Origin of the sequence: Streptomyces sp. SID3343 (genome assembly GCF_009865215.1) — a bacterium.
GTDB lineage: Bacteria > Actinomycetota > Actinomycetes > Streptomycetales > Streptomycetaceae > Embleya.
This window is the reverse complement of record NZ_WWJX01001389.1, coordinates 1-4814: the sequence shown is the minus strand read 5'-3', so window position 1 is coordinate 4814 and position 4814 is coordinate 1. Positions and strand designations below refer to the sequence as shown.

The window sequence follows — 4814 nt, the reverse complement described above, 5'->3', positions numbered from 1 at the left end:
GTGCGGTTGCGCAGTTTCGCCACGTGCGAGGCGATCTGCTCGAACGCCGGGTAGGCGAACGCGTCGAACTGCATCTCCACCACCGGCCGGAAGCCGCCCATCGCCATCCCGACCGCCAGGCCGACGATGCCGGCCTCGGCGAGCGGGGTGTCGAAGCAGCGGTCCTCGCCAAAGTCCCGGGTCAACCCGTCGGTGATCCGAAAGACGCCGCCCAGGGGGCCGACGTCCTCGCCGAACACCAGCACCCGCTCGTCCGTTTCGAGCGCGTCGCGCAGCGCGGTGTTCAGCGCGTGCGCCATCGTCACGGTCGCCATCTCAGTCCTCCTGGGCAGTCGACTCGGCCACCAGCAGCGCGCGTTGCTCGCGCAACTGCGGGGTGGGCTCGGCGAAGACGTGATCGAACAACTCCAGCGGATCCACCTCGACGTCGGTGTTCATCCGCGTCCGCAGTTGTGCGGCGAACTCCTCGGCGGCGGCCACGTCGGCGGCCACGTCGTCATCGGTGAGGACGCCGCGTGCCCGCAACCAGGTCTCCAGGCGGGCCAGCGGATCGGCCGCGCGCCACCCCTCCACCTCGGCGTCGTCGCGGTAGCGCGTCGCGTCGTCGGCGTTGGTGTGCGCGTCCATCCGGTAGGTGTGCGCCTCCACCAGGAACGGGCCGTTGCCGGCGCGCGCGTGCTCGACCGCGGCCGTCAGCACGGACAGCACCGCCACCAGATCGTTGCCGTCCACCTGCTCGGACCGCACGCCGTATCCGACGCCCTTGTACGCCAGCGCGGGCGCCGCACTCTGCCGGGCCAGCGGTACCGAGATCGCGTACTTGTTGTTCTGTACGAAGAACACCACCGGCGCCCGGAACACCGCCGCGAAGTTGAGCGCCTCGTGGAAGTCGCCCTCGCTGGTCCCGCCGTCGCCGACGAACGCCATCGCCACACCGTCCTCGCCCTTGCGCCGCATCGCCTCGGCCATGCCGGTGGCGTGCAGGACCTGGGTGGCCAGCGGCGTGCACTGCGGCGCCACCCGGGTGGCCACCGGGTCGTAACCGCAGTGCCAGTCCCCGCGCAGCAGGGTCAGCACCTCGACCGGGTCCACGCCCCGCGAGACCAGGGCCACCGAATCGCGGTAGGTCGGGAACAGCCAGTCGTCCTCGCGCAGCGCGAGCACGCCGGCGATCTGGCACGCCTCCTGGCCGCGGCTGGAGGGGTACACGGCGAGCCGGCCCTGCTTGGTCAGGGCGGTGGCCTGGGTGTCGAACCGACGCCCCAGCACCATCAGCCGATACGCCTCGCGCAGCACTTCGTCGGCCGGCTCGCGGTAATCGACCGGCGGCTTCACGGCGGTACCGTCCTCGGCCACGAAGCGCACGGGCGCGAGCGAGGGAAGGAAACTCTGCACGGTCTGGCGCAGGATCTTCGCGGACATCGAAGGACGCTCGCTTTCGTTGGACGATTGACAAGGGAATCGTCCTCGGGCGTCCATATGTGATCAAGGGTTTGCGAAATCCCGCGATAGAGTGCCGAATCCCGCCCAGAAGGAGAGCCATATGTCGCCCGAAGAGGCATCGACAAGCGCGGAGCCGGGACGTTTGGTCACCCCTCTCGACAAGACCGACCGGGCCATCGTCGCCGCGCTCGTGGACGACGGTCGGATCTCGGTCCGCGCGCTCGCCGAACGGGTCCACATATCCCGGGCCAACGCGTACGCGCGGGTCGGTCGGATGGTGGACGACGGCACCATCTCGGGGTTCACCGCGCGCCTGAACCCCGCCCGGGTGGGGCTGGGCACCAGTGCGTACGTCACCGTGACCCTGCGGCAGAACGCGTGGCGCGGCGTCTGCGAGCGCCTTCGACAGATCTCCTACATCGAGCACTTCGCCCTGGTCGGCGGCGACTACGACGTACTGGCCCTGGTCCGCACCCCCGACAACACCGCCCTGCGCGAAGTGGTCCTGGAACAGATCCAGAGCATCCCGAACGTGCTGTCCACCCGCACCTGGCTGGTCTTCGAGGAGTCCCCGGGCCGCGCGATCGACTGGGCCGCGGGCCCGTGACCCACCCGCCGCGCCCGTCCACGCGTTCGAAGCGGGCGGCGGGCACCCGGGCATGGGCACGCAATGAGGGACCGACCGACGGCGGGATCAACGCTCGAAGGTCTCGCCGGCCGTGTGGTGTCCGCGCCGGCGGCCGAGCGGGATGACCAGCGGCATGCCCGAGACCGGATCGTCGATCACCCGGCAGGGCAGGCCGAAGACGTTCTCGACCAGGTCGGCCGTGACCACCTCGCGGGGCGGGCCGGTGGCGATCACCGTGCCGTCGCGCATCGCGATGACGTGATCGGCGTAGCGACACGCGTGGTTGAGGTCGTGCAGGACCGCGACCAGGGTGTAGCCGTCACGCTCGTTGAGGTCGCGGAGGAGTTCGAGCAGCTCGATCTGATGTGCGATGTCGAGGAACGTGGTGGGTTCGTCGAGCAGCAACAGGGGGCTCTGTTGCGCCAGGACCATGGCCACCCACACGCGTTGCCGTTGGCCGCCCGAGAGTTCGTCGACCAGGCGGGGCGACAGGTCGGTGGTGCCGGTCGCGGCCAAGGCGCTCGACACCGCGGCCTCGTCCTCGTCGGACCACTGGCGAAGCAGCTTTTGGTGCGGATAGCGGCCGCGGGCGACCAGGTCGGCCACGGTGATCCCGTCCGGGGCGATGGAGGTCTGCGGGAGCAGGCCGAGCCGGCGGGCCACTTCCTTCGCCGGGTAGGACGAGATTGTCCGACCGTCCAGGTACACCGCTCCGGCCGCCGGCTTGAGCAGGCGCGACAGCGCGCGCAGCAGCGTGGACTTGCCGCACGCGTTCGGGCCGATGATCGCGGTGACGGCCCCGTCCGGGATCCGGACGGCGAGGTCCCGGGCCACCACACGCGCGTCGTAGCCGATCGTCAGGCCCTCTGCCCACAGGCGCGACGTGGTGGCGCCGGCTTGTGCCGCGGGGCGGGCTTCGGTGCTCGTCATCGGGGTGGAGTCCGTTCTGTACAGGTCCGGCTCGGACCGGTAGGGGTGTTCTTTGGGCGGCCGTGCCGTCCACGACGTCACTGCCGCCTCGCCTCGCCCAGCAGCAGCCAAATCAGGTAGGCGCCCCCGATGCTGACCGTCACCACGCCGACCGGCAGTTGGGTCGGCGCGAACAGGCGCTGGGCGAGCCAGTCGCCGGTCGTCAGCAGCGCCGCGCCCATCGCGGCCGACGGCAGCACCGCCACGCCCGGGCTACGGGCGATCCGGCGGGCCAGTTGCGGCGCGGCCAGCGCGACGAACGAGATCGGTCCGGCCGCGGCGGTGACCATGGCGGTCAGCGCGACGCCGACGACCACCAAGGCGATCCGGGTCGGCTCGGTGCGCACGCCGAGGGCCCGGGCGGCGTCGTCGCCCATTTCCAGAATCCGCATCCGCCGGCCCAGGAGCACGGCGATCGGCAGCAGGATCGCGAACACGACCGTCACCGGAGCGACCTGCTCCCAGCCGAGGCCGTTGAGCGACCCGGCGCCCCACACCGCCGCCGCCATCGCGGTCTCCAGGTCGGCCTTGACCGTCATCCACGTGTTCACCGAGGCGAGCAACGCGCTGATGCCGATCCCGACGATGATCAGCCGAAAGCCCTGCACACCCTGCCGGTAGGCCAGCAGGTACACGATCGCCGCCGTCGCCACGCCGCCCACCAGCGCGCCCGCCGCGACCTGGTAGTAGCCGCCGTGCACGAGCATGATCACCACGAGTGCCCCGGTGTTGGCGCCCGTGTCGAAGCCGATGACGTCCGGGCTGCCGAGCGGATTGCGGGTCAGCGACTGGAAGATGGCGCCGCTGACCCCGAGCGCGGCACCCGCGAGCAGCGCCAGCAGCACTCGGGGCAGCCGCCACTCGATCACGACCATGTGCACCTTCGCGGGCACGTCGGCGAACAGTGCCTCGGTCACCTGCGCCGGCGAGAGTTCGTACTCGCCGGTGCCCAGGGCCAGGATCCCCACGCCCGCGCTCACCGCGAGCAGGAGTAGACACACGAGCGCGGCCCGCACATCCACGCGCAGCGAGCATCGCCCGCCGGCGACCCGGACCACGCCTACCTTCCGACCGAAGTCGACCGGGACGCGCCGTGCGGCACGCGGGGCGGTCGTGTCCGCCGCCCGGCCGTCGGCGGAGTCCGGCGGGGCCGGCGTCGGGGCCGTCTTCACAGTCCACTCGCCTTCTGCCGGCGAACCAGCACGATCAGCACGGGCACGCCCACGAACGCCGTCACGATGCCGACCTGGAGCTCTCCCGGCCGAACCACCAGACGGCCCAGGATGTCGGCGACGAGCAGCAGGATCGGGGCCAGGACGAGGGTGTACGGCAGGATCCAGCGTTGGTCCGGGCCGACGATCCAGCGCGCCACGTGCGGCACCATCAGCCCCACGAAACCGATCGGCCCGGCGACCGCCGTCGCACCCCCGCACAGCAGCGTGATCGCGATCACCGAGAGCACCCGCGTGCGGTTGACGTCCACCCCGAGCGCGCGAGCGGTGTCGCCGCCCAGGGCCACCGCGTTGAGCGCGCGCGGCAAGGTCGCGGCCACCAGCAGTCCGAGCAGCAGAAACGGCGCGACCTGCTCCAGGCCGTCCCACTGCCGGCCGGCGATCGAGCCCGCCGCCCAAAAACGCATCCGGTCGAACGTGGTCGGATCCAGCAGGGTGATGCCCGAGGAGACCCCGCCGAGCACGGCGCCCACCGCGACGCCCGCCAGGGTCAGCCGGACCGGCGTCGCGCCGCCGCGCCCGCGCGAGCCGATCGCGTACAC

The 4814-nt window shown here is 71.5% G+C and carries 5 protein-coding genes and 1 pseudogene; 1 reads left to right on the top strand and 5 read right to left on the bottom strand.

The genetic code is table 11. The annotated features are described in order from the left end of the window. Both GT354_RS44310 and pdhA read right to left on the bottom strand, forming a co-directional pair. Window positions 1-314, bottom strand: a pseudogene (locus tag GT354_RS44310) (alpha-ketoacid dehydrogenase subunit beta); the annotation flags it as partial. A gap of 1 nt (window position 315) precedes the next feature. Beyond that, window positions 316-1422 (bottom strand): pyruvate dehydrogenase (acetyl-transferring) E1 component subunit alpha, encoded by a 1107-nt coding sequence (gene pdhA / locus GT354_RS44305; protein WP_161362874.1) that lies wholly within the window; start codon window positions 1420-1422, stop codon window positions 316-318. 121 nt (window positions 1423-1543) lie between these two features. Here pdhA and GT354_RS44300 point away from each other — a divergent pair, with 121 nt between their 5' ends. After that, the gene (locus tag GT354_RS44300) at window positions 1544-2050 is read left to right on the top strand and encodes an Lrp/AsnC family transcriptional regulator (protein WP_161362872.1); all 507 of its coding nucleotides are present in this window, start codon (window positions 1544-1546) and stop codon (window positions 2048-2050) included. Between the two features lie 87 nt (window positions 2051-2137). On the opposite strand, the gene GT354_RS44295 is transcribed toward GT354_RS44300, so the two are convergent. From GT354_RS44295 to GT354_RS44285, 3 genes are all read right to left on the bottom strand, one after another. After that, entirely contained in the window at window positions 2138-3001 is an 864-nt protein-coding gene (locus GT354_RS44295; protein ID WP_161362870.1) for an ABC transporter ATP-binding protein, read from the bottom strand. A gap of 77 nt (window positions 3002-3078) precedes the next feature. Further along, window positions 3079-4212, bottom strand: coding sequence for an iron-enterobactin ABC transporter permease (gene fepG, locus GT354_RS44290; RefSeq protein ID WP_346012454.1), 1134 nt, complete (start codon window positions 4210-4212; stop codon window positions 3079-3081). Continuing rightward, a partial coding sequence (locus GT354_RS44285) for an iron chelate uptake ABC transporter family permease subunit (RefSeq protein ID WP_161362868.1) occupies window positions 4209-4814 on the bottom strand: 606 nt, incomplete at its 5' end. The genes GT354_RS44285 and fepG, both read right to left, overlap by 4 nt.